This window comes from Microbulbifer mixtoriginis (SeqCode) (assembly GCF_052467235.1).
This window is the reverse complement of record NZ_CP174305.1, coordinates 4146754-4168566: the sequence shown is the minus strand read 5'-3', so window position 1 is coordinate 4168566 and position 21813 is coordinate 4146754. Positions and strand designations below refer to the sequence as shown.

The following is a 21813-nucleotide window of genomic DNA, read 5'->3' as shown; positions in this document are numbered from 1 at the left end:
CCTCTTGACCTTGCCTGACTACTTTAATAATTCTCTAAGCTGTTCTTGCTTCTCATTAAGAGTGTTTAGCTCATCAACCAGGGTGTTGGTTGCTGCATCTAGGTTGTTTATCTGCACCTTTAGCATATCCCTTATTTTCGGGTCGGTAGTGTCTGCGGTCATCTCAATAGTGTTCAAGCAAGCGCGTATCTCGGCTTCAACATCTATAAATGTCATGGTCCAACTCCTTCTTTCCGGCGACACAGGAGCAATTTACCAAAATACTGTGTAAACATACAGAATAAAAAAAGAATGAATTCGGCGCCTATTCCGTTCCGCACTGGAAGTAAGGGTATGCATGAAACATGGGAGCTGAATGAGAAACTGGAGGATACTCCCGGGAGAGTGCTTGAAGGTGTACCTCACTCACCCAAAAAGACTGGTTGCTAGGCTGACTCGTTCTCACAAAAGGTCAACCCAGCACACAACACTCTTTTGACTAGAGTGAAATTTTCATAGCCTTGTGTAATCTAGTTCTTATTGCAGCGTTCACATGGCCGATTAGAATCGCCCTGAGTTCTAATATAGCCCAGGTTTACCGCCGCAGTATAAGTACCATCTGATAGGACGGCATCAATTTCATAGAGATCATCGCCACCAGGGACTGATATATTCCCGGTGACAGTACCACTTAAGCCATTGATAGTGACTCCTCCAGCGCTACCAGTTGTCCCATAGAAATCAGACCTCCAGCGGAATACGATTGCCATAGACTTGTTTTCTTTGGCAAACTTGGAATACTCATCTACGGTATAACTTATTTTTGCTGTTCTATTAGATGAACTAAAAGAAAGCAAACTCATTTTAGGTTTATTTTGAACCGAAACGTCATTACAAATTGTTTTGGCTGACAAAGGATCTTTAACTGTCACCCAGTGTGGTCCTCTGGTCGTAAATGTAATGGACTCTTTGGCTCTCCATTTAAAATCCTGATAATTATACTCATCCCACCCCATAAATCCGGTAGAGGTTGAGAAGGTTGCCTTTTTCCCGCTGTAATCAACATGGCGGGTATCGTGATAAAAAGTTGTCGGTACACCCACAGCTGGATATTCGCTTCCCTTAGGATAGCTGCTTGGATCATACCCACTTGTAGAACACGTTGCAGAAAATACAGCCGAGGAAATTGTTAACCCTAATACCGCAGAGGTTATTTTAATTATTTTATTCATCAATAAATCCATTTAACACTTTAAAACAGAGTGCGAAGAATACACAGACAAACAAAAAAGTAAAACTTTTTTTAGACCAAAGAAACCCTTCCTTTCAAAAGGTTTTTCAGCCTTTTGTACACTAGTACAAAAACATCAATAAGATCACTACAACGAAAAGCAACTCGAAAAACTTTAGCAACTCATGAAGTGACAGATAAGCCCGCCGATGATTCAACGCAAAAACAAAACGCACCAAACCAAGAAGCTTAACCAAAATAAATCCAGTTTTTATGATTTAAATTTCCGCTGTATATTTACGATCAAATTTCACTAGGATGTAAAGTGTTACAAGGATTTTGGCATGTCCGTAGAATATCTTTTTGAGTACCATCCATATCGCGGGGGCAATAACCCTAAGCATCTAGTTTTAACACTAGCTCTCTGCAAAACTGCTTCTTAATGGAAATAGTTGAGATTCAACGCGGCAATCCAGAGTATCCAGTCGGCCTGGAAGATACTCCCAATCCGTCGGCAACACTGTTTGCCCGCGGCAATGTCAGCCTACTAAATCGGCCAGGCGTTGCGATTGTTGGATCTCGAGACGCTTCTCCAAACGGCCTGGAGATTGCTCGAAGAATCGCAGGTTACATCACCACTAAGGGCAATGTTGTCATAAGCGGACTAGCCCTGGGGATTGATGCCGTAGCCCATGAGGGCGCCCTGGCAGCCGGGGGAGACACTATCCCTGTGCTTGCCCATGGCCTGCACACTGCAAACCCTCGGGCAAACTATAAGCTAGCAATGCGAATACTCGATACTGGAGGCCTCTGGGTATCCGAACACCCTGAAGACGTATCACCCCAAAGACACTTCTTTGTAGCAAGAAACAGGATTCAAGTTGGCCTGTCTCAATCTTCTGTCATCGTGGAGTCTGCGGCATCAAGCGGGACTATGAAACATGTAGATTTCTACCTGCAGGCCCCCCCCTCTTTGCTGTTGCCCCTCATAACCCTGAGGATTCACTAGGCTAAACTGTCAGGGCCCAATGAAACTCAACAATGAAGGGAAGGCGACAGCCCTAAGAACTAAGTCAGATTACGATCTCCTAGAGCTGTAACTACCCTACTCTTCTAAGAGAGCCAGTTATTGGGCTGATTCCTGCTCCGAGAACTCCAGCCCATACTCCTCCACTATCGCCATAAAGCGCTGCCTATAAATTGTTCTAGCTATCTCTATCTACGAATCTACTCACTATCACATCCAATTGGCACCATTGTGCCCATATATTACCGGTAGTACAGCACAAACTATATCTTCATAACTTGAACTCAACACCTCCCGCAAAGGAAAATACTTAATGTTGTTTTAAATAAAAAACAAGACTTGATACAAGCTTTTAATCAAAAAAGGATTTATTGATGTTAAAAATAAAATTATTGGCAGCCGTAGTTTTATCTTCTGTCACTACAATGGCCAACAGCGCTACCTGCCCATCCCAACAACTGTCACACCACTTTGTTTTTCAGGGAGAGCTATATCAATGCACTGGGGTCATAAAGGAAACAACTTCAGGATTTAGATCCAGCACCTATAAAGTTGAGATTGATACCACCAACAGAACCGGAAAAGATTGTTGGCTTGGAGATGTTGAAGCAGCACATCATGAAGGTACAATAATTAATATAAGCAGAGGTTCGATTTGTAAGAACTATTGCGACGTTAACGCCTACTGTAATGACAATGGCGAGTGGATAGACTTCAAATACTCTTGGTAAAAGCTATCAATAACCACAAACAACTTCACGATACCACTAATAATGAGGACTATTTCAACAGGTTGAATGTTCCCACTTGATGAGCTTATTTTAAGAGAAGCAGCCTACACAATAAGGGGAGGCCGCTTCTCTAATAAATAGAGCAGATTATGAACTCCGAGATCTGACAATCGCCTACTCTCCCAAGAATGCCAACATTTGGGCTAACTCTTTCCGTTAGAACTTTAGCCCATACATCTCAACTATCGCCATAAAGCGCTTAACATAGATGGCCTAGACTGGCTCATAGGGCGGCATCCATTCGTCCGAGCCTTTGTCGCCCTTGCTCTGGTTCCAGCCGTCATCGACTAACCAGAGGTTCTCAGGGTCTTCGGCAAACTGCCTCTTCAGCTCTACAGTTCAGTTGGCACCACCGTGCTCGTGCGCCCTGGAAAGTGGGACGATGTATTCAACATCCAGATCAGAGGCCAGAATATAGAAGTTACCGGTGTATGGGTCCAACCACAGGCCAGTATCTACCGTGCAACCTTTCTCGTTGGTAAAACTGACCGGAGCCAGGGAGTATTGCACCAGAGGCTCATGACGGGTGCTCTGGCAGTCGCCGTCAGTGTCGGACCACTTCGGTAGCCACTCGTGACGGCCATAGCCCCGCTCTTCTTAGGCTTCGACTTCGAGGCAGCCGGCCAAGGCGGCAGATAGGATAATAGGTAGTAACAGGCGCATGACGTCCCCCCTTTGTTTTTAAGGGATCGTACTGAGTGTAGGCCGCTAACTCAAAGACAAAATATTAAACAGCAAGAGAGTTAAGCCGCTAAAGAAAAACGCTAGAACTTAGTGTAATATTCGATCAGAATATGTAAAACATACCCGGTGACACAGCATAGATCACATGAACTTCCCTAAAAATAAGTATTTCCTTCATCCGTTCAGAAACTTGACAATGATAATTTGTCTTTCGGTTATCGCTTCATGTGACACTAAACTACCAAAAACTATCGATTTGGATTTAAGTACAAAAGAAAAACAAATTGCGAACGTCAACATTCTAACCACAAATTACCTCTGTGGATTTTATAAGGAAAAAACTGGGGGCTTTGGATCTCAAGTTAGCAGAGATGAGCATTACAACGTAGCAAGGTTATTTGCTCGCTCCATCTACGCAAAACTCAATAAAAAAGAATCACCTCAAGAATTTGAGGTGCAGACCTTAGTAGGTATAAATCAAAGACTTATCAAACACGGTCCGGATAAGTTACGGAAAGAAATTGAAGATACTCTGTCCGGCGATTATGCTAAAGACATACCGCGATGGGTAAATAATTGCTCCAGCTTATACACTTATTCAATTGCGCTGATTGAAGACGCCAGCAACGCCCAAGATTGAACCGTGGCCCCTCAGGCGCGGACCGAAAGCCAAGACCTCCCCACTCTGCTTCATAAGCTTCCGGTCAAGAATAATCCGAGAGAGGCGGGTCAGCAGCTCCTGGCGAGTGTTCTAGCAATCACCGTCCGCATCGGCCCAACGGGGAAGCCACTGCTGGCGGCCGTAAGCCCTAGTCTCGGCTTCATAACAGCCTGTTAGGGCCGATGCTAAGACGAGCAAAGTAAGTAAACGCATAATTACAAAAACACTATGAATTTAACCTAAACATAATTATCTTTAAGTTCTTAAAGGTATCCCAGAGAAGCTAATTCTACCTTCTAAATCATTAAGCCCCCCATCTCTTAGCTCTCTAGAGAGGGCCTGATGAATAACCCCAGGGTACTGTGTGGGCCCGATTAATATACTATCTAGCATATCGGAAAGACTTAACCCTATTATTCCCATTTGTTCATTATTGGCAAAGGGGAGCTTATATACAATTTGAGGGATACCATTAATTGTTTCGACACTATCAATCAAGAACTTGTCTTCTGTGTCCAGTTCCGGAAGATATATCACCCTCCATTCCTGCTCCTCCTTGAATCCGGGATGTTTTAAGCAGAGTGTTAAAACAATCAGCGTCATTGCCAAAGATGACCAAACAATGTCTTCAGGCAAACTTCTCAGATAATCAACATTAGCCTCTATATTATTCAATATTTTTTCTAGCTCTGCCCCCAGGCGCTCGTCCGAATAATATAGAGCGGGACTAAAAATGACTCTCAAATTTGGAATCAGTGGTGGGTTATTAAAAACCAATGCCGCCTTGCCAGCGTCACCACCATAAGCCCGCCACATAGAGAGCCTGCCATGCTGGCTTTCATCTGCCATATGAACTGATATTGAAGCAAGATAAGTATCGAACCTTAAATTCCTCCACCAATCATCAAATTCTTTTGCGACCTTTTCCCAAGTATTGTCACCAACCTGGTTCAAAACATCTTTAAACCTACTGCCATTCGCAGGCTGTTTAAGATATTTCATCAACATGTCAAAACCCTGTGAAACCTCCATATAATCATTCATACATGAGGGGTTCCTTAGCCAGAGCTCCTTGTTTCGAATAATGTTTTTAGCATTATCTGCAGAAGTATAATGAACAAATTTATGTGAATTATCTAGAACTTCAGCTCGCCCCTCTACGGTATAGGGAGCTAAGATTTGATCCAATTGTTCATACATTTCTTGTTCTTCAGGACTCATCCAACACGCTCCAAGGATCTGCTATTCAGACATTGATACTTCCTGAAAGCAACATCTGTCTGCTTTAGGGTATATTTACCCATCTCTATAATATTATGCAGCTGTTCAATTCACCTGGCTATCCCAACAAGTCCTAATCAAAAGAAGGTGAAGGAATTATTTAAAAGCCAGCACACCCTGATTACGAGGCTTGTCGTCTTCGCTCAACAACAACGCTGGTGATGCACCAGAGTGCGCTGGGGCACCACCTAGCAAAGCGCCAAGTAAAGTAGCGGTGTCACTGGAAACGGCAAAGTCACCTTCGGCCAGACCGTTTTTCCTCAGGTCGCGCCAACGGCGGCTCTTACTCACACTTTCAGCCCCCTCGCGCATAAAAGGCAGCCACTGAGCGATAATGCCAACCTTGTCTACCAGCGCGCTCATCGGCCCGGCCAGATGGTATGCAGAGCCGGAGAAATTTTTCTTGCGCACATCTTCCTGAAGTTTCCGCAGCTCACTCGCAAATTTATTCCAGCGGTTCACTTCGGACTCATCGAACAAGGCCCGCAGATTGCTCTCATTGTTCTTGAGCTGGTCGGAGAGTCGATTGATATAGCTGCCCCTGGATAGCTGCAGGCTGCCATCCTCGGCCACCTTAAAAGCGGGGCCGAAAATATTCATAAAAGCGGACTGCCGCAGGGCTCCGAATTCCGGAGAGTCTTCACCGAATAGCCGCTTGAAGTCCTCAACGATGGCCGCTCCCTGCTTCTTGCCGGTGCCACCGATTATCTTGTTGACCACTTCCTCTGGAGTGCTTCGCCCGTTCACAACATCATTGATAATGCCAGTGCGAGCTGTGGGCTTACCATCCTTGTGAGTGCCTTTGACTATCTGCATGTACTCGCGATTAAGGCGGCGAGCTTCTTTAAGGGCGTCCAGCTGCTCGGGCGAGCCGAAAAACTTCCCATTCTCCACGGCCTCATCAAGCCAGCTGTCATATTGCCGACGCACTTGCCCAAGTAGTGCTTGGTCGGCAGAGCCGGGGGCGGAGGCCCGCTCAGCAGCAGAAATTCGACGGCGCAGGCTTTCGAAGTTATCCAAACTTTCCATCTTGTTGGTCGCGACTGTAAGGGCGCCCGGTAAACCGGAAGACTTTTCACCTCGCAGCGCTGCATGAAACTCCTCATACAACCCATATGCGTTGGGCGTCTCGGTCTTGCTGGCAAGTTTGATATCGCCATCAAATCCGCGATAGGCCGCTCCCAGCCCCTCTTGCATAACCGAGCCCTCGGCCATCATAGGACCACGTTCTTTGGCAATATCGTCCACTCTGGTGTAAGCGTCGGTTTTAGCCTGCTTGGCATTCTCTACCTTTGACAAAAGGCCGTCATAGAGCATCCCCGCATTACTTGCGAGTGAGCTAGCCCCTTCAGTCAGCCCCAGGTCATCCATCTGATTCTGCACCACCTTGCCCAGCTGGCGCTCGCGGAAATCAGTGAAACGATTAACTGCCTGCTCTGCATGGCTTCCGTAAACGCCGGCCGCAGCCTCATTCTGTTTGCGCCATAGGTCAAAGTTGCCAGTTTCAATCCCCTGCTGCTCGGCGCGGGTTTTTGGTACCCAATCCTCTGGCATATCGACATTTTCAAGGACTCCCACCAGAGCATCACTGGAGAAGTCAGCACCCTCATTCAGTTCGTCAACTACCCTTAAGACTGCCTCCTCCGACATCTGATGCGAGTCCACACCAAGTCTCGTCAGTTCCGTTTTTACATTCTCTGGCGTGGCCCTTTTTGCTTGGGTAGCGCCTTTACCGAGGCCAACGCCCAGCAGCTCCAAAATTGCCGTTGGTACAGAGGCGGCACCGGCAGCCAATGCTGGACTTCCTGTAGCGTTATAGGTCGCATCACCCAGGCTCTTTTCGGCATATTCCATAGCCCGGCCGGCAGGTTCGATAAAGTCAGAAAGCGTATTTAGCTTGTCCCTACCTTCATCGGTGCACGGCTCATAGGTGAGGAAGTTGCGAGCCGCCCCCACTGCTCGGTAACCAGCTCCCGGCTCGGCCCAGGGATTTAGCGATTGAGCAATGCCCGCGAGTCCAGAAACCGGCTCAGCCAAAATCGACGAACCTACCGCGCCCACCACCTCAAGCTCACCGATGGAATTGTCCGCAAACTGCTCGAAAGCGCCGGGTTGATTAATACCTGCAGGGTCTGGCAGTGTGTAGCCAATTTTGCCGGCGAACTCGCCAAACTCCATATCTCTGTAATACGACTGGTGCAGGCTGCGCGCCAAAGCTTCATCGCTCATATCTGAATATTCAGGATATTGCTTACGTATTTCCGCGATAGTTAAAGCCATTCATCGAATCCCCTATGGGTCTTTATTTGTGTTGGCGGCGTCAGCTACCGCCTCAGGACCATCACGCTCAATATCTTCGAAATCGATACCAAGTTTCGCCCGAACAATTCGGTCAACCATTTCGAGTTTTGCCTTGCGGGCTTCCGGGTGGTCCTTCCGGGTTGGAATCATCTTTAACAGCAGTTCTTGATCTTTATCAGTAAAGACACCCTCGCCGGCCTCACGAAAAAGGGATTTAAGGATTGGGGCCATGGCAGACACTGCCCCATCAGCCGTCTGCGCCCCAGAGGTCAACGCCGGGAATGAACCTGTAAACGGATTAGTGGTAGTTCCCTCCATCCCTTTAGATAAGCCTTCCATTCCAGCCTGATACGCCTTGTAAGTTTTGGCGTTAAGCGCGGCCGCCTTTTCGGCCTCAGAATTATTTTTTAAATCGATCTCGCCTTTCTTGTTCTTTATGCGCTGGTCATAAATCTTCTGAAGCTGCTCATCCGATAAGAGCTCTACTGGAGTGTTGCCGCCAGTGGTTGTCAAAAGCTGGTCACCGACCTTATGTACTTTGGGGTCAAACCGAACACCGAGGTCACGCACCTCGGTAGAGCCGTCAGGATTCTTAACCGCAATCCCATAATTACCATTAGCGAGTGTTAGCGGAGAACCTACTGTGTCTGCCGAGCCCGCACCTTGCTGCTCCAACATTGCCCGCTTTAGATTCATTTCATCAATCCCAGAATTGAGCTTGGTGCCATGATTTTACAGCGCTGTTAGTTGATTGTTGTAACCGCGATAAGCCTGCGACGGGTCGCCACCGTTAAGGCCAACACCGGCAGCGGTTAGCATGCGCCCAATCCGGGCCCATTTATTGCCCTTCAGTTTTTCAACTTCACTCTGGTTTTCTATTAGCTGCAGTTCGTAACGGTCGATGGTGCGGGCAAAAGGGTTTGAGGAGTCGAAGGTGGGGGATTGTTGGGGTTCTATGAAATTCTGGTCGAGCGCCCCGATAGGCTCGCCGATGCTGAGTATTGGCATTTCTCTATCCTGTTGAGTTTCAGTTGTGGGCCTTACCCCATGCCCTGCATGATTCCCCCGGCTCCGTTGCTGCCTCCCGCCTGAGTGGATTCATTGAGCACAATTGGAGAGCCAATCGAGCCCTGGTACAGCTGCAGTTTTTGCCAAGGTGCCATGGCTACCTGCTGCATATAGTTCTGCATCGCGTTTCCGCCCTGCCCCATCATGCTCACACCGCCCGCGCCCATGTTGTAGGCGTTGCCGAATCCGGTATTGAAGAGATTGCCAGCGGTACCGAAGTTATTGCTGGCCAGGGATGTGTTGAGGTTATTGGTTGCCAGCTGAGCGCCCTGATTCGCGCTGGATTGGCCGGCCGCAACCTGCACGGCTTGGTTATAGGCGTTGGAGCGTATACCCGCAGCTACATCTGCGGCCCTGTCGTCTGCACCGCTCATGGCGATACCCTCTCGAGCCAGCATTGCCGGTAGAAACCGCCCCAGAGGCGATGCCCGGCAACTGACTCTCATTAAGGTTGCGGTATATGTCTCGAGTGTTGGCCGTAATTTGAGAATCCAGCAGGTCGTTATCTATTAAGGAATTCACAGTGTTCATATCAACACCGTTTTGCATTGGGGCCTGAAAGCCTCCGCCGCTCATTACCTGGGTCAAATAATCCTGCATCACATTGGCGGTATTTCCGAATCCACTGGCCGCGCCAGATACTTGGTTGGCATTGCCATTGGCGGTGTTGCCAAACCCCATTGCAGCCTGGATATATTGCTGCATTTCCGGGCTGAGGTCGGCGACCGGAGATTGCCCGGAGTTATAGAGCCTTTGCCCCTCCCCCCAGATATCATTCAGGTAGCCTTTCTGGTCCTCATCCAGATAACTCTGGCTTTTGGACTCGCCACCACCACCCATAAGACCGTCTAAAAATCCCATGTTTCACCTGTTAGAAGAGGCTGAGAATGCCTTTAATTAGTGGGTCTTCTTTCAATCCATCTTCAAACGCTTTGCCAGCGTTGGAGAAATCCAGAGAACCGAGGTTTGCCATTGATTCGACCATGCTGCCAGAGCCTGGCGCTGCATCGTTGAGGTCATCTTTCCAGCGGTAGGTTGCGTCTTGCTCGAATACCTTGCCGCCGAGTAAGTCCAGGGCGTAGTCCTTGTCATCCTCATCGCGATAGCCACCTTCGCGGGCTTCGTTTTCATTTACCCCAATGAGTACAGCCAACGCCGCCCAGGGACCTAGAGAAGCGATCCAGCTGGAACCGCCTGCCGCACCACTGCCCGCGCCAGTGCTGGCGGTACCGCCTGCCGTGCTACCTGCACCAGATGCGCCAACGCCTGCGAATTTGTTGTACCAGCTCATTGCCTGCATTGGGTTAATGCTGGATTGTTGCTGAGCTTGTGGTTGTTGAATTAGAGAGGGTGCCGGGTTGTACTGGGTTTCCCAGTCGGGCATGTAGGGGTTGTGTCCGTAGTTAGAGTTCATAAATTTAGCTCATTTTCTTGACGCTTAATTCGTTTACACACAATAGCTGTGGCGTGATAATGGAAGCTTCGGCACGAAAATTATGGACGGACATATGCAACGCTTTCTCTCATGGCTCTCCTGGAAAAAGCTTCTATTTTGTTATGTAGCGGCAATACTTTTTTTTGCAATTATCTATTATTTCCTCCGAGATTCTTTTTCCTTTAATGAAGAGGAGATGGGCTTAATTCAAACCATCTACTTCAGCATTGTGACAATCACAACTCTGGGGTATGGAGAAGTCCACCCAAAAAATGAGATTGGTTACTTTTGGACAGCTCTCGAAGCTTTAGTAGGTATTTTTGCTTTCGGATTACTTTTAAATGAACTAGCCAAACATCAAGCAGACCAGCAAGAGAGAAAAAGGCAGGCTTTAATCGCCGAACAGCTAATCCAAACATATGATCATTTTCTTTACATAACCACTTACCTTGTTATCCAAACAGTCAACAGCAGAGAAAGTGGAACTTGGAAATTGTGGAATACGCCTAAAGTAACGAAAACACGTGAATATCTCTTCAAAGATAAGGGGAAGAATTTTCAATTATTTAAGGATAAGCTAGAAAAATCTCAAGATTTACAACTAGACATCATGTCCGAATATCTTATATTTTCAAAACAGGTGGAATTTTCACTGCTACATATAACACCTAAAGATCAGAAATTATTCGACTTCTTAGCAAGAATAATTAAAAGGTCTACTCACTTTGAGCACTCTCCAAACAGATGCTATTTATTAGAGCTAATGATAAAAGATATTATAACCGGCAACCCTAATACAGGAGGGCTTTCTGTTCTGACAGAACCCAGAGACCATGACCTGTATAGGGAAAAGCTTGAAGAGCTAAAAGCTCAAGTTAGCTGAAAGTAAAAACTACATATTCAGTCTCACTTTAGCCAAGGGAATCGCCATAGCCACAATGGAGTTTTGAACGGCTAGGCGATTCGATGGAAAAAGCCCCTCTACACCTCTGGCAAGTCCCACTTAACAGATTTGGTCGCACCAATAACTTCTATGCCTTTTTCACCCATATAGTTTTTAAGGTCTAAATCGAGTGGGAATCTTTTCACCTTTTTAGGGCGAGGACTACTCAAGCGTTTTCCTAATACTTCTATCTCATAATAATCCGGATTCGATGGGTTATATCTTGGATTAAGTGAAGGCTCTATATCAGGGTCATTTTTTCCCCATACAGTTAGCACGTATTCCCCTGTAATACCTTTAACCACCTTGATTTTAGTGAAATCAATTATTTCCTGCTCCTCAGATTTATGTTCTGATTGAGCGATAGACTGACCAGCTTTACCAAATTTTTTAGGCGAAATATCCTCGCCACTTCTAGCCCTCGCCATAAACACCTCACGAATATAAAGGATTCCAGATCAATCTTATGGGGCCAAGTCCTAGCAAGGTTCTAATGACCCCAAATATATGTCACGATTTCAGGCTAGACCAATTTAGCAGCGGCCTCCTCACAAGGGATAAATTTGCGCCAATGCTCTAATGGTGCGTCTATAATTAACCCCCACCTATTTAAGGCGATACTCAGGCAGTCTCTGAGGAGCTACTTATTCCCAAGTCACCACACGCGGATTTAGCGTGCACTCAATGCACTCCATACGCCAGGCTCCCTTATTGCCTCCGCGTTCTCAACACTCTTGGGCAACAGGTTTGATTCTCTCTAACCTCACAGCGCATGCACCTGCACCCAGGCAGTGCCTACCCAGATATACAAACCCTTCCCCTGTCCAGGGTCCCAGTCCGTGCCGTCGGCAGTCACCAACAGGCCCAGCGGCGGGCGTCGTGGCGGCTCACGGTAAAGCGGTGCCAGCGCCTCCAGGTCGGTAAAGGCGCGCTGTATCTTGCTCAGCTCCGCCTGTAAATACCGCCACAGCTCCTCAAGGTTTCTCGGCTGCGCCGGTCCCGGTGTGTAACTCATCGGCCATCCACCGGAATCAGGTCCAGGTCCCAGCCGGTCAGCCGCCAGAAGCCGGCGTCTACGGATTGGATTTTGATGGCTAGATAGCGAGCCTTAAGCCGTACATCCACCTTGAGCCCTTCGGCCACGTCGAACTCCCGCGGCTGGCGCCAGTGCACATCACCCATAGCCGTTGAGGCCCCGCCTACGGTGATGCGAACTTTGCCTGCACCATGAATTTGCGGAACAATTTGTCGAATCAATTTCCACTGTTTCGTAGGCGCTTTCAGTAATTGGTCTAGGTCAATGCCAGTGCGCTCCAAGTATACCGACTGAGTTGTGCTCGCTGTGCTGAGGAAGTCGGCTTCCTGCAGGGTGTGGGCAGCTCTGTCGCTGCTGAAGTAATACATCACCGGGTAGAAAGCGGTATCAGCAAACTCACCCCAGCTCTGGGTGAGGTCCACCCAGCTCTGCGTCAGCTCCTCCCAGGTCACAATTTCACCCTGCTTGGGTGCAAAGACTGCACAAGCGACGCCCGGTACATCTACAAACGTGAAGGTATTATCCAGCCAGTTGTAAACCATGGCCCGGTTAGCATTACCCGCGCCTGTAGTGTAATAGGTCCATACTTCTTTGGTTTTATGGTTGGCTACGCAACGCACCTTGGTGCGGTCACCCACCTCATTGTAAAAAGTTTTATTCGCTCTCCGATGCGCTACCGGTCGAGTACTGGAACCATCATGTACAAAAATTTCAGTAGAACCAATTACAAAGTGAAACTTGTCGAACGCGGCAACAGCACCCCGGCAAAGAATACCTTGGTCGAGTAGTTTGTCGAAGGCGAATACATATTGCCCGCCGACAAACTGCATCAGATAGGTGGCTTCCTGAGAGTAGATAATATTGGCCCCACCCAGAGGCAGACAATCAACTAGCTCACTTGCCCCAGAGTCCACCGGGTTAGCACCAGCAAGGCCGGACAGGTCCACCACATCCCAAGTCCAGGGTACTTGGCCTGGCTCAGCCTCAGTAGACCAGCGCACAGTGTTCGGATAACTGACCCCACCCTCAGTAATACCCAAGGCCACCATGAAATTTTTGTAACCGCGCAGCAATTTAGCTCGTAGATTGGATGGTCAGTTAGGCAGCGCTTTAAATTCCGTGTCCGTCGGCTCACGAATCTGCGGGACATCTACGCCATTATTGAATATCACGCTTTCGCCCCACACCAGCGACTGCCAGTTTTCCGAAGGAGAATACCCGGTGGAAAAATCTGTGCTGTTGGTGCGTTTAACAAAGGTTTCATTCTCGCGTATATACAGCTCTGTTTGCGAGGCATAGGCCAGCTGCGGCACACCATCGGAAACCCAGCCGGCACCTCATACGGGAGCCTCTGCCAGGACCTCTAGTGTTTTCGGGGATGGCATAGTCTGTGCCGCGCCGTTGGCAAATCGGGCGTTTTTGCCCGCCGAGAATTCATTGACGGGCAGCTCGAATGGAGGCGTATCAACATTAATGCCGCGCTCACCTAACTGTCGGATAGGATAGAAAGCCATTAGGTATCCTCATCGCCGCTCAACTCAGCCAGTAAGTCAGCAATATTCTCACTGGTGATTTCAGAAGTTTTTATTATCCAAGCAAGTGCATAGTATGGCGGGCGCACGTCAACAGAATGCGTATGAGAGCCGCTATTGCCAATACCGTGGCTATGGGCCTGACCGCCCCCCTGAGACTTAATGGATGCTGGCCGTCCATCTTTATCGCTGGGGAAAGGCCCGTGGATTCGTATCGATCGGCGACCCAACTAAGGCGATGAAACCTCTCAAGGAAAAACAGGGTGGGCGTTATGTCGAAGATTCCGAATATTTAGCCTTTTACACCTGGCTTGAATCCAGGGGCCACACCGCACACGCTGCTGCCATAGAAATTTCATACCTCTACGACGCACGGCAACAAGATGTTCTTGCATTAAAGCGGCAGGATATCACCGACGAGGATTAGTTGATTTGCCAGCAAAAAACCGGCAAGAAGCAGCTGAAGCTCTGGACAGATCGATTACACGACGCAGTTAAACTGGCGCTTAAAAGCAACACCAGCTCCAGGTCACAAAGTATGTATCTGATTCGTGGCCGAATTGGGCAGCGCTACACCCGAGATGGATTTAATAGCACCTGGAGCCCCGAACAGAAAGCTGCCTATGAGGCCGGCGCCCTACCCGCTCGCTCCCGTTTCATGATTTAAAGATTAAAGGCATCTCAGATTTCGAAGGCAACAAGCAGGAATTCAGCGGGCACAAGACCCGCAGCATGATGGAGCGCTACAACCACACCGCCGATAAAGTTGTTTCTCTTAACAAGGCGAGGATTAAAGGAAAGCGAGGCGTGCCCAAGGGCGACGGGTGAAGTTTCTGCTGAAAAGGGCCTAAAATCTTCCGAGCAGAAAGCACTAAACTGAAGATTTCAATAGCTACTCCTGATGAATCCTTGAGGATTGATTGAGCCTTTTTGCATACTTTGAAAAAGTTACGTCACCATTTTCCAGCTCTTCACAATAATTAAACTCAAGTTCAAATTTTTTAGCGTGAGGAATCGCAATGAAATGTGCAACATTCCAATCCCCCATATTTTTTTCCACATAATACGCTTTTAGTTCGCCCACTAGGTCTGAGACTCTAGTACCAGCCTCATAAGATAAAGCAAACCCGCCAGCTGTTGACCTTAGCTCACCCACCCATACAGAAATCGTGGAAGATTCCTTAAAATATCTCACAAGAGCGTGCACCTCACTCGAAACATCTGGAGCTTCGAGGTACAGCAGCTTTGCAACCTCCTGATAAATAGTTTGATCTTTCATTTAAAACTCCTGTGTAGGGCTTTTAGATTGGTAGACTTAGCGACACTCAGAGCAGCGGCGGCATTCTTCACTTCTGAGGTACCCATTACAATCCAAAGTGATGGTATATAAGGGAACGCTTTAGGCGCAGTGGACACTGGATAAATGTCCAATCGGAGGGACTGAAAAAATCGATTATGGTAAAAATTACCCCCTCGAATTACCCCTCAAAGGCCCAAAACGAAAAAACCCCGCACTAGGCGAGGTTTTAAGTCCTTGATAGACAAGGAAGAATCTGGGGTGGCCGACGGGGATCGAACCCGCGACCTCAGGAGCCACAATCAAACCTAAATCTCTATAACTACCATACAGTTACAGACCTTTGTGTGTAAATATCAAGGTGGTTCAGCATCGCAATAAACCCCATGATTACTTAGCTGGTCAATTTTTGACACACTTAAAAGCTGTACACTTACACAGCAACTAGACTGCAATCACCGGCAGTTGATCTCACTGAAAGATATAGGCAAGCAATGTAAACGCCTGCCTATGCCAATTTCCTGTACTCTTTCAGCACCCAGACATAGTGATCCTTAACCAAGCGTTTTGTTGAAGCCGTCCTGCGCTTGTATTGTTCCCCCAGCTATTTCTGGAACAGTGATATGTTCTACCGCTATTAATACTTTACAATCCCCTTCAGAGGCTAAGCCGGCTCAGAGGTTATGGAATGAAACACTGGTCGGTGCATGACTTGCACAAAACGGCATGGCAATTTTTCCTAACTGACCGAGCCCCATATCGCTGAAAAAATGCTGGGGCACAAACTGCCAGGTAAAATTAGATCTGCTGCTTATAAATAGGATATAAGGGATGTTGAATGAATAAAGTACACGTTACATTTTTAATTGGTCTTGTCACTTCAGGTGTAGCCGTTGCGGAAAGTTTTTATGAAGATGTTGGCATTGGAGTTACAAGTCCTCAAGCCACTTTGCACATCAAAGACTCAGGATCAAAAAAACCCGCGATACTAATATCTGGTGCCAGCTCTACTGAAGGCGATATTGCGGTCTTGAATGATGATACATTCCAGCTTGGAAATTGGATAGATTCTACCGAAAGCTATATTAACTGGCTGGAGATTGACACTGAAAATGTTAAGGAATCCGAGAACGATATAAAGGAATCCGGCCACAGTGAATTTGTGCCCGGCAACACTAAAACTAGATTGAAATTAATTGGCGACAATAGCCATTCAACTATATTCCATTATTCAGGTTTCATTCGACCCGAGGACCATAATGTAAATCTGGATAAGGAGTGCAAAGATACTGAATTGAATGAATGCCTACCGTATAGGGAAGAGCTTGCACTGAGAGCCGTCTCTGACGGTGTTAACCCAAACAACAATGGAGCCGGTGCTCACTTCTACGGTAACCAGGATAGCCAGCATGGCGGCTGGATTGGTTTTTTTACGGATGGCAAAGCAAGGATGTCTATAAACAAACAGGGGCGAGTTGGTGTAGGCTCTAAAAATGTACTTGACGATTACAAAAATTATTTTAAGGGTCGCTTCAATATTATAAATCCCGAAAATGAGCCTGGACTCTATATCGAAGGTGCAGGGCCCGATGAAGGAGATATCGCGTGGAAAGATGGTGAATACCTTCAAATGGGAACATGGGAAGCCTCAATGGAGGATAATTTTGACGACAAAAACATCGGAGGCGAATTCCATGAAGTGGTGAGGATTACGCATGCAGGTAATTTCTCTGTCAAAAATCCGATCGAGAACGACGATTCTCCAGGGTATATACAGTTAGATACTTCTGCAGGAACTCCTCCTGATTCTGATTGTAATAGCTCATCAGATGTAGGCCGCATGACCATACATCAATCTGAATCGCTACTATATGTTTGCGCATCATCAGGCTGGAAAAGCTTGACTCTTTAAGAAGCCAGTAATTAAATATTAATAGTTTTATCTTTTAAATCAGGTGAGCCATAAATCTCACCTGATTTAAAGGTTATTTCCTAAAAGTAAAATTTCCGCAATCGCTTCAGGTCACCACCCTAGGCAAATCCCCCCACCGGGTGGTATAGGCAGGCGATGTAAATGCCTGCCGCATCTTCCACTTTTTCTGGATGCCTTCAGCCCCCAGGAACAAAGTGCCCCGGCCGAATTTTTTGTTAATTCGGTCCATCGCCTGCATGGTCTGCCCTGCCCTAAGTGATTGCCCTGGGGTGAACAAATCCCCCTGGCCCAGGGCGCGGGGGATTATCTCGATGAGCCCTACGCCTGCTTTCATAAAGCGACAGCCGGGGCGGTACAAGTCCGCAATGGCTTCTCTCACCAGCCGCACGATTACCCGCGTGTCGTCGGTGGGGTATGGGGTCTGCACTACGGCGCTGCGGCTGTAGTAGTTGGGCTCATGGGGTGAGGTGTGCAGGAATAAATGGATCGACTTAACCAGCGACTTCTGCGCGCGCAGTTTCTCCGCTGCCCTGCTGGCGTAGAGGGTGGCGGCCTGCAGTATCGGCGCTAGCTCGGTGAGCTTTTCACCGAAGGAGCGGGTGCAATAGATCTGCTTCTTCGCTGGGGGCTCTTCCTCCAGGCCCAGGCAGGGAATCCCGTTCAACTCCTCAATAGTGCGCTCAATATTCACATTGATACGGCGGCGCAAAATTTTCGGGTTGGCCTGCGCCAGGTCATAGGCGGTCTCTATGCCGAAATCCGCTAGGCGCTTGGTGAGGCGCCGGCCTATGCCCCACACATCATTCACAGCGGTACGGCGCTGCATCCACTGCCACTTCTCCGGGGTATCCAATGCACAGACGCCATCGCACTTTGGGGTTTTCTTGGCCGCGCGGTTGGCGAGCTTGGCCAAGGTTTTACTGGGGGCGATCCCCACACCCACAGGCATTCGAATATTGCGCCAGAGGGTATTGCGGATCTTGCGGCCGTAGTCCTGCCAATTCTCCTGCAGCCCGTGCAGGTCCAAAAACATCTCGTCAATGCTGTAGACCTCCACGCTGGGGCCGAACTCGCGCAGGGTGGTCATCACCCGGTGAGAGATATCACCATACAGGGGATAATTACTGGAGAAGATCGCTACCCGGTGGGCGCCCAGTAGCGGCTGAACCTTGAAGAAGGGCTCCAGGTCGCCAATGCCTAATAGCTTCGCCTCCTTGGAGCGCGCCACCACAAAGCCATCGTTATTGGAGAGCACCACCACCGGACGCCCACGCAAATCCGGCCGGAATATCTGCTCACAGCTAGCGTAGCAGCTGTTGCAATCCACCAGTACCAGCATTCAGCTCGGCCGGTGGTAGCGCACCGAAGCCTTTACCACCCCCTCCACAATCAATTCCTGCCCCTCCCAAATAGGGATCGGGGCGTAATCATCATTAGCAGAGAGCAGCCGCCCCTGCTGCTGGTCCAGCACCTTGCAGGTCAGCTGGCCATCCAGGGCCACCACGACCACATCGCCATGGGTGGGCTTTAACGAACGATCGACAATCAATAGATCCTTGTCGAAGATGCCGATCCCCATCATGGAATCCCCGTTCGCCCGCGCCATAAAGGTCGCCGCTGGCTTGCTGACCAGATGCTCATCCAGGCTAAGGGCCGCCTCCTTGTGGTCATCGGCAGGAGAGGGAAAGCCACAGGCAATGCCGTGGCCATAGAGTTGGGAAAGCTTCATTCTGGGATACCCAAATACTGTATATACATACAGTTTATTGCCAGAAGGTAGCAATCGGCAAGAGCAATGGATGACTATGAGGCCGGTACCACTCTCAGCAGCGGCTTCAATAGCCGGCTAGGCCGCCTCTTCTATCGGTAGGCTTGTGCCTGCGGCCTTTGCCTCAACGCCGAAAATAACGCCCTGCAGGGTTTCCCCCATTTCCTCACCAATCAGCTACAGCAAGGCAGTGCGCGCATTCTGATTGGGGCAGCCAACCACCCATTCCAGGCCGGCACATAGATTATTAACGTGGTGAAGTTGTTGAACGTGAGCGGTCAAAGGCATGGTCTACCTCCTTGTAGGAACGACAAACCCTAACCACCAAAGGCACTGGCCCCAGTGGCTTACCCCCGCCAAGGCCCGCTACTGATTTATCGGGGCTTTTGGCGATAAACACCGATCAAAAGCCTTGTCCCGTCGAACGACATGACGAAAAACGAGGTACGCGATAGCATAGAACACTGCGATACACAAGCCAGTATCGCTGGCCACCATATCCCAAAGCTTTGAACGCGAACCCGGTTCCGTTAAAAGCAATACAGGAGCCGCGAACTGGAAGAAGAAATTGTGAGCGGCGTGGGCGATGGTGGCAACCCAGACTGATCCAGAGCGCATTCTGAGCTCGCTGAATACAAAGCTCATGGCGATAATACCGAGGCCATAAATCAACGCCATGAGCAACGTATAATCTGTCTGATAGAAACCTCCGTAAGCAATGAGTGGAAGATGCCAGAACGCCCATACAAGTCCGCTGACGAGATAGGGGTTCTTAACACCACCACTTACCAACTTTGGCAATAGGAATCCGCGCCATCCGAGTTCTTCCCCAAATGCGCCGATCAGGCCTAGCACTAAGACGGACAGGAGAACAGGGCTAAGTTGGATCAGTTGCTCCAATGACACCAGCGAAAATTGCCGGATATCGATTGCAGCAGATACCAGACCCGTTAGCAATACCAATAGGAATGGAATTGCTACAGCATAGACGTAGTAGCGTCCCTTTCCGATCCGAAATCTGACATCTTCATATCCCGATTTCAGGATGAGTCTCAGCACTATTGAAAGAGAGCCAGGGATGCACATCAGGGCGACTATCCAAAGCGGGCCGAAATTTCTGACACCCCCGCTGGTGATGATGAACGCCTCCAAGCTCCAACTAATTGCAAGCACCAAGACGATAAAGACTAATGCTTGATCTCTATCCCTCATCATACCTCCGTGTGTTCAACAGCTTACGCCCGTATAACCGGTGAGTAGTACTGGGGAGATTTTGCCCCGAAGGGAATAGCAAAAAGCGTCACAGTAGTACGAATCCGTGTTTATACGTTTATTAGGCATCGTTTTTTTCAATTATTATAAATGGTTTTTCATCCCTAGCTGGACCATTAGGAGCTACTACAGGCCGATAACTAGTAAACTCTGATAACTTATACAAAATATCAACTTCTGAATTATCACTTAGTTTCAAGTTTACTTTGAGAGATTTTATGCTCTTTTGATTTATAGTGAGCATACAGGTATATTTTTCTCCGATATCATCCTCCGAACTCTTGGAAAATTCACAGCCTTCCCCTGCCGCACTGACAGCAATAAGTTTTAATGGTATAACATTAAAATCATCAGTCTCAGAGTATGTTCTAAACCTAAAGTACAACTTTCGCTCCGATGATTCCAATCCGTTGTTACCACCCAAAGGAATTACCGGTAGTCCTAATGGGCCAGCAGCGATCTCCCTATGACTTACAAGAAGTGGATAGATAACAAGGTATCCTTTATCTACTGGGTAAGAGTAAAGAGGGGGATTATAAATTCCAAAACAGTGATCTCCAAATAAACCCAAAGTAGCTTGGTTTTCTTCACACCAATCAAAAACGTAAGTTCTTTTAAGTAAAGAAGTTGGTTCTATTTCGTAATTAATAGTTTTGCTAAGTGTCGAGCATCCAGAAAAAATTAAAACTGTCAAAAATTTTACCAATAACTTCAATATCAAAGCCTCCTCTAGATGCCCAACACTGCTAGCAAGGGTAGCCGAAGCGAAGCGTTGGCTATCCACTGTCCGATAAATTTACAGGGAAAATACCATACTTTCCCCACCAATTAACTATCTGATTGGCTTTCCACTATGGTGCTGCTGGCTTACAGGGCTTGCCGACTTAAAACGAAGGCACTTGTATGAAACTGTGGTACCAGCTGGAAAAAAAACTCTCTGGAGAAGTGTGTCCAGTTAGAGATTGATACTTGCAGCAACTACAAAATATCTAAAAAATGACCACCACAATAACGTCACGATAACCGGCATTCAAAAACATGCTGCAGCGCAGCTGAAGTATGCTTTATAATGTGATCTTACCCCGATAAAACAGACACACTACATTTCATTTTGCTATTCGCTCATATTCCATTGGTGATTGGTAGTCTAGCGCTGAACTGACAAGTACTGCCACTGCCCCTTAGCCATAAGGTATGGTTACGTCAGCACCCAAACTTGATTCCCGCTTTTAGGCACAGCTCCATCCGGTCTAAGATTCTCCCCAGAGGCTAGGAAACGTATTATGCCTGGTGCCCTACATGTCACTCTCATAACTCTGGCTACGACCCCTAATTCCTGCATCAGCCGGGCTACGCGCTTACGGCTAACTTCATAGCCCTTGGTCAGCAAGGCTTTCCAAATCCTTGGACTACCATAGCGCCCTGCAGAGTCATCCGAAATCTTTTGAATCTGAACCTTGAGATCATCATCTTGGTATTTTCGTTCTGATCGCGGCCTCTTCAGCCAATCATAATAGCCACTGCGCGATACTCCCAGCCACTGACAAGTTCTTTTGATTCCTAGTTCTGATCCG

Annotated in this window: 28 protein-coding genes; 7 read left to right on the top strand and 21 right to left on the bottom strand. The window is 48.0% G+C overall.

The genetic code is table 11. The features are described from left to right. Positions 1-18 precede the first annotated feature (18 nt). Both ACJJIO_RS18235 and ACJJIO_RS18230 read right to left on the bottom strand, forming a co-directional pair. A complete protein-coding gene (locus ACJJIO_RS18235; RefSeq protein WP_252082020.1) occupies positions 19-216 on the bottom strand; it encodes a hypothetical protein in 198 nt (65 codons plus the stop codon). 293 nt (positions 217-509) lie between these two features. Next, positions 510-1211, bottom strand: coding sequence for a hypothetical protein (locus ACJJIO_RS18230; RefSeq protein ID WP_252082021.1), 702 nt, complete (start codon positions 1209-1211; stop codon positions 510-512). Between the two features lie 441 nt (positions 1212-1652). Between ACJJIO_RS18230 and ACJJIO_RS18225 the strand changes: the two genes are divergently transcribed. Then, complete coding sequence (locus ACJJIO_RS18225; protein ID WP_444909360.1) at positions 1653-2219, top strand: DNA-processing protein DprA; 567 nt, start codon at positions 1653-1655, stop codon at positions 2217-2219. 392 nt (positions 2220-2611) lie between these two features. Further along, positions 2612-2968 carry a hypothetical protein gene (locus ACJJIO_RS18220; protein WP_444884555.1) on the top strand — a complete coding sequence of 119 codons (357 nt, stop codon included), beginning with the start codon at positions 2612-2614 and terminating at the stop codon, positions 2966-2968. Between the two features lie 399 nt (positions 2969-3367). On the opposite strand, the gene ACJJIO_RS18215 is transcribed toward ACJJIO_RS18220, so the two are convergent. After that, on the bottom strand, positions 3368-3538 hold the full coding sequence (locus tag ACJJIO_RS18215; RefSeq protein WP_444890082.1) for a hypothetical protein: 171 nt from the start codon (positions 3536-3538) through the stop codon (positions 3368-3370). A 319-nt stretch (positions 3539-3857) separates the two neighbouring features. Between ACJJIO_RS18215 and ACJJIO_RS18210 the strand changes: the two genes are divergently transcribed. Then, complete coding sequence (locus ACJJIO_RS18210) at positions 3858-4352, top strand: hypothetical protein (RefSeq protein ID WP_444890081.1); 495 nt, start codon at positions 3858-3860, stop codon at positions 4350-4352. A gap of 276 nt (positions 4353-4628) precedes the next feature. On the opposite strand, the gene ACJJIO_RS18205 is transcribed toward ACJJIO_RS18210, so the two are convergent. The 7 genes from ACJJIO_RS18205 to ACJJIO_RS18175 form a co-directional block, all read right to left on the bottom strand. Further along, positions 4629-5594: a DUF2971 domain-containing protein gene (locus ACJJIO_RS18205; protein WP_444890080.1), complete on the bottom strand. Its 966-nt coding sequence runs from the start codon at positions 5592-5594 to the stop codon at positions 4629-4631. Between the two features lie 156 nt (positions 5595-5750). Then, positions 5751-7934: a hypothetical protein gene (locus ACJJIO_RS18200; RefSeq protein ID WP_444909359.1), complete on the bottom strand. Its 2184-nt coding sequence runs from the start codon at positions 7932-7934 to the stop codon at positions 5751-5753. Positions 7935-7946: 12 nt separating this feature from the next. Further along, a complete protein-coding gene (locus ACJJIO_RS18195) occupies positions 7947-8651 on the bottom strand; it encodes a hypothetical protein (protein ID WP_444909358.1) in 705 nt (234 codons plus the stop codon). Between the two features lie 36 nt (positions 8652-8687). Then, positions 8688-8963, bottom strand: coding sequence for a hypothetical protein (locus ACJJIO_RS18190; protein ID WP_444909357.1), 276 nt, complete (start codon positions 8961-8963; stop codon positions 8688-8690). A gap of 32 nt (positions 8964-8995) precedes the next feature. Then, positions 8996-9397 (bottom strand): hypothetical protein, encoded by a 402-nt coding sequence (locus ACJJIO_RS18185; protein WP_444909356.1) that lies wholly within the window; start codon positions 9395-9397, stop codon positions 8996-8998. Beyond that, the gene (locus ACJJIO_RS18180) at positions 9336-9884 is read right to left on the bottom strand and encodes a hypothetical protein (RefSeq protein WP_444909355.1); all 549 of its coding nucleotides are present in this window, start codon (positions 9882-9884) and stop codon (positions 9336-9338) included. The genes ACJJIO_RS18185 and ACJJIO_RS18180 overlap by 62 nt, the downstream gene beginning before the upstream one ends. Before the next feature lie 10 nt (positions 9885-9894). Continuing rightward, on the bottom strand, positions 9895-10437 hold the full coding sequence (locus ACJJIO_RS18175) for a hypothetical protein (RefSeq protein ID WP_444909354.1): 543 nt from the start codon (positions 10435-10437) through the stop codon (positions 9895-9897). A gap of 94 nt (positions 10438-10531) precedes the next feature. Here ACJJIO_RS18175 and ACJJIO_RS18170 point away from each other — a divergent pair, with 94 nt between their 5' ends. Then, entirely contained in the window at positions 10532-11341 is an 810-nt protein-coding gene (locus tag ACJJIO_RS18170; protein ID WP_444905004.1) for a potassium channel family protein, read from the top strand. A 98-nt stretch (positions 11342-11439) separates the two neighbouring features. Here ACJJIO_RS18170 and ACJJIO_RS18165 read toward each other — a convergent pair whose 3' ends face one another. The 5 genes from ACJJIO_RS18165 to ACJJIO_RS18145 form a co-directional block, all read right to left on the bottom strand. Continuing rightward, entirely contained in the window at positions 11440-11829 is a 390-nt protein-coding gene (locus tag ACJJIO_RS18165) for a hypothetical protein (RefSeq protein WP_444909353.1), read from the bottom strand. Positions 11830-12164: 335 nt separating this feature from the next. Next, positions 12165-12416, bottom strand: coding sequence for a hypothetical protein (locus ACJJIO_RS18160; protein ID WP_444909352.1), 252 nt, complete (start codon positions 12414-12416; stop codon positions 12165-12167). Next, positions 12413-13510: a hypothetical protein gene (locus tag ACJJIO_RS18155; RefSeq protein WP_444909351.1), complete on the bottom strand. Its 1098-nt coding sequence runs from the start codon at positions 13508-13510 to the stop codon at positions 12413-12415. The genes ACJJIO_RS18160 and ACJJIO_RS18155 overlap by 4 nt, the downstream gene beginning before the upstream one ends. Before the next feature lie 21 nt (positions 13511-13531). Then, positions 13532-13750 carry a hypothetical protein gene (locus tag ACJJIO_RS18150; protein ID WP_444909350.1) on the bottom strand — a complete coding sequence of 73 codons (219 nt, stop codon included), beginning with the start codon at positions 13748-13750 and terminating at the stop codon, positions 13532-13534. A gap of 24 nt (positions 13751-13774) precedes the next feature. Beyond that, on the bottom strand, positions 13775-13951 hold the full coding sequence (locus ACJJIO_RS18145) for a hypothetical protein (protein WP_444909349.1): 177 nt from the start codon (positions 13949-13951) through the stop codon (positions 13775-13777). Positions 13952-14135: 184 nt separating this feature from the next. Between ACJJIO_RS18145 and ACJJIO_RS18140 the strand changes: the two genes are divergently transcribed. Beyond that, positions 14136-14396 carry a site-specific integrase gene (locus tag ACJJIO_RS18140; protein ID WP_444909348.1) on the top strand — a complete coding sequence of 87 codons (261 nt, stop codon included), beginning with the start codon at positions 14136-14138 and terminating at the stop codon, positions 14394-14396. 111 nt (positions 14397-14507) lie between these two features. Beyond that, positions 14508-14636: a hypothetical protein gene (locus ACJJIO_RS18135; RefSeq protein WP_444909347.1), complete on the top strand. Its 129-nt coding sequence runs from the start codon at positions 14508-14510 to the stop codon at positions 14634-14636. 225 nt (positions 14637-14861) lie between these two features. Here the strand turns inward: ACJJIO_RS18135 and ACJJIO_RS18130 are convergent, their stop codons facing one another. Beyond that, positions 14862-15248, bottom strand: coding sequence for a hypothetical protein (locus ACJJIO_RS18130; RefSeq protein ID WP_444909346.1), 387 nt, complete (start codon positions 15246-15248; stop codon positions 14862-14864). A gap of 856 nt (positions 15249-16104) precedes the next feature. On the opposite strand from ACJJIO_RS18130, the gene ACJJIO_RS18125 reads away from it, so the two are divergent. Next, positions 16105-17178 (top strand): hypothetical protein, encoded by a 1074-nt coding sequence (locus ACJJIO_RS18125; protein WP_444905017.1) that lies wholly within the window; start codon positions 16105-16107, stop codon positions 17176-17178. Between the two features lie 106 nt (positions 17179-17284). On the opposite strand, the gene ACJJIO_RS18120 is transcribed toward ACJJIO_RS18125, so the two are convergent. From ACJJIO_RS18120 to ACJJIO_RS18100, 5 genes are all read right to left on the bottom strand, one after another. Continuing rightward, on the bottom strand, positions 17285-18538 hold the full coding sequence (locus tag ACJJIO_RS18120) for a Y-family DNA polymerase (RefSeq protein ID WP_444909345.1): 1254 nt from the start codon (positions 18536-18538) through the stop codon (positions 17285-17287). Further along, complete coding sequence (locus ACJJIO_RS18115; protein ID WP_444909344.1) at positions 18539-18928, bottom strand: LexA family protein; 390 nt, start codon at positions 18926-18928, stop codon at positions 18539-18541. 405 nt (positions 18929-19333) lie between these two features. Further along, positions 19334-20179, bottom strand: coding sequence for a CPBP family intramembrane glutamic endopeptidase (locus ACJJIO_RS18110; protein WP_444909343.1), 846 nt, complete (start codon positions 20177-20179; stop codon positions 19334-19336). A 121-nt stretch (positions 20180-20300) separates the two neighbouring features. After that, complete coding sequence (locus ACJJIO_RS18105) at positions 20301-20954, bottom strand: hypothetical protein (protein ID WP_444909342.1); 654 nt, start codon at positions 20952-20954, stop codon at positions 20301-20303. 483 nt (positions 20955-21437) lie between these two features. Beyond that, positions 21438-21743 (bottom strand): IS3 family transposase, encoded by a 306-nt coding sequence (locus tag ACJJIO_RS18100; protein ID WP_444911011.1) that lies wholly within the window; start codon positions 21741-21743, stop codon positions 21438-21440. Positions 21744-21813: the final 70 nt, after the last annotated feature.

What these genes read in the sequence shown, in the direction of transcription:
- ACJJIO_RS18195 (WP_444909358.1), bottom strand. Translation starts at nt 8,651, where the DNA reads ATGAATCTAAAGCGGGCAATGTTGGAGCAGCAAGGTGCGGGCTCGGCA.
- ACJJIO_RS18200 (WP_444909359.1), bottom strand. Translation starts at nt 7,934, where the DNA reads ATGGCTTTAACTATCGCGGAAATACGTAAGCAATATCCTGAATATTCA.
- ACJJIO_RS18225 (WP_444909360.1), top strand. Translation starts at nt 1,653, where the DNA reads ATGGAAATAGTTGAGATTCAACGCGGCAATCCAGAGTATCCAGTCGGC.
- ACJJIO_RS18205 (WP_444890080.1), bottom strand. Translation starts at nt 5,594, where the DNA reads ATGAGTCCTGAAGAACAAGAAATGTATGAACAATTGGATCAAATCTTA.
- ACJJIO_RS18180 (WP_444909355.1), bottom strand. Translation starts at nt 9,884, where the DNA reads ATGGGATTTTTAGACGGTCTTATGGGTGGTGGTGGCGAGTCCAAAAGC.
- ACJJIO_RS18125 (WP_444905017.1), top strand. Translation starts at nt 16,105, where the DNA reads ATGAATAAAGTACACGTTACATTTTTAATTGGTCTTGTCACTTCAGGT.
- ACJJIO_RS18210 (WP_444890081.1), top strand. Translation starts at nt 3,858, where the DNA reads ATGAACTTCCCTAAAAATAAGTATTTCCTTCATCCGTTCAGAAACTTG.
- ACJJIO_RS18115 (WP_444909344.1), bottom strand. Translation starts at nt 18,928, where the DNA reads ATGAAGCTTTCCCAACTCTATGGCCACGGCATTGCCTGTGGCTTTCCC.
- ACJJIO_RS18175 (WP_444909354.1), bottom strand. Translation starts at nt 10,437, where the DNA reads ATGAACTCTAACTACGGACACAACCCCTACATGCCCGACTGGGAAACC.
- ACJJIO_RS18230 (WP_252082021.1), bottom strand. Translation starts at nt 1,211, where the DNA reads ATGAATAAAATAATTAAAATAACCTCTGCGGTATTAGGGTTAACAATT.
- ACJJIO_RS18140 (WP_444909348.1), top strand. Translation starts at nt 14,136, where the DNA reads ATGCTGGCCGTCCATCTTTATCGCTGGGGAAAGGCCCGTGGATTCGTA.
- ACJJIO_RS18160 (WP_444909352.1), bottom strand. Translation starts at nt 12,416, where the DNA reads ATGAGTTACACACCGGGACCGGCGCAGCCGAGAAACCTTGAGGAGCTG.
- ACJJIO_RS18190 (WP_444909357.1), bottom strand. Translation starts at nt 8,963, where the DNA reads ATGCCAATACTCAGCATCGGCGAGCCTATCGGGGCGCTCGACCAGAAT.
- ACJJIO_RS18130 (WP_444909346.1), bottom strand. Translation starts at nt 15,248, where the DNA reads ATGAAAGATCAAACTATTTATCAGGAGGTTGCAAAGCTGCTGTACCTC.
- ACJJIO_RS18170 (WP_444905004.1), top strand. Translation starts at nt 10,532, where the DNA reads ATGCAACGCTTTCTCTCATGGCTCTCCTGGAAAAAGCTTCTATTTTGT.
- ACJJIO_RS18110 (WP_444909343.1), bottom strand. Translation starts at nt 20,179, where the DNA reads ATGAGGGATAGAGATCAAGCATTAGTCTTTATCGTCTTGGTGCTTGCA.
- ACJJIO_RS18220 (WP_444884555.1), top strand. Translation starts at nt 2,612, where the DNA reads ATGTTAAAAATAAAATTATTGGCAGCCGTAGTTTTATCTTCTGTCACT.
- ACJJIO_RS18235 (WP_252082020.1), bottom strand. Translation starts at nt 216, where the DNA reads ATGACATTTATAGATGTTGAAGCCGAGATACGCGCTTGCTTGAACACT.
- ACJJIO_RS18165 (WP_444909353.1), bottom strand. Translation starts at nt 11,829, where the DNA reads ATGGCGAGGGCTAGAAGTGGCGAGGATATTTCGCCTAAAAAATTTGGT.
- ACJJIO_RS18185 (WP_444909356.1), bottom strand. Translation starts at nt 9,397, where the DNA reads ATGAGCGGTGCAGACGACAGGGCCGCAGATGTAGCTGCGGGTATACGC.
- ACJJIO_RS18135 (WP_444909347.1), top strand. Translation starts at nt 14,508, where the DNA reads ATGTATCTGATTCGTGGCCGAATTGGGCAGCGCTACACCCGAGATGGA.
- ACJJIO_RS18145 (WP_444909349.1), bottom strand. Translation starts at nt 13,951, where the DNA reads ATGGCTTTCTATCCTATCCGACAGTTAGGTGAGCGCGGCATTAATGTT.
- ACJJIO_RS18120 (WP_444909345.1), bottom strand. Translation starts at nt 18,538, where the DNA reads ATGCTGGTACTGGTGGATTGCAACAGCTGCTACGCTAGCTGTGAGCAG.